Source organism: Spirochaetota bacterium, from assembly GCA_025061835.1.
Taxonomy (GTDB): domain Bacteria; phylum Spirochaetota; class Brevinematia; order DTOW01; family DTOW01; genus SKYB106.
The window spans coordinates 427-659 of the sequence record JANXAC010000053.1 but is presented as its reverse complement, the minus strand read 5'-3'; the positions used below and the strand labels follow the sequence as shown (position 1 = coordinate 659).

At 57.1% G+C, this 233-nt stretch carries 1 protein-coding gene; it reads left to right on the top strand.

Features of this window, described 5'->3' with window-relative positions; translation table 11 throughout:
* A partial coding sequence (locus NZ579_08225) for a hypothetical protein (GenBank protein ID MCS7299922.1) occupies positions 1-230 on the top strand: 230 nt, incomplete at its 5' end.
* Positions 231-233 lie beyond the last annotated feature (3 nt).

The window sequence follows — 233 nt, the reverse complement described above, 5'->3', positions numbered from 1 at the left end:
CGATTGTGGTGCGCAAAGCGGACAGCAACACGCCCTACATCTACATCGGTAGCGACAACGGCATGTTCTACGCCATCAACGCCGACAATCCACAGGAGTTCTACGTGTACGATGGCAGGAACAACGGGGAATCGTTCAAGCGCTCGCCCAGTCTCTCAGGTTTTGGGGCGGATGACGTTGTGGTCGCCGCTTCAGAAAACGGCAAGGTACTAGCGTTCCCGCTGAGGTGACGG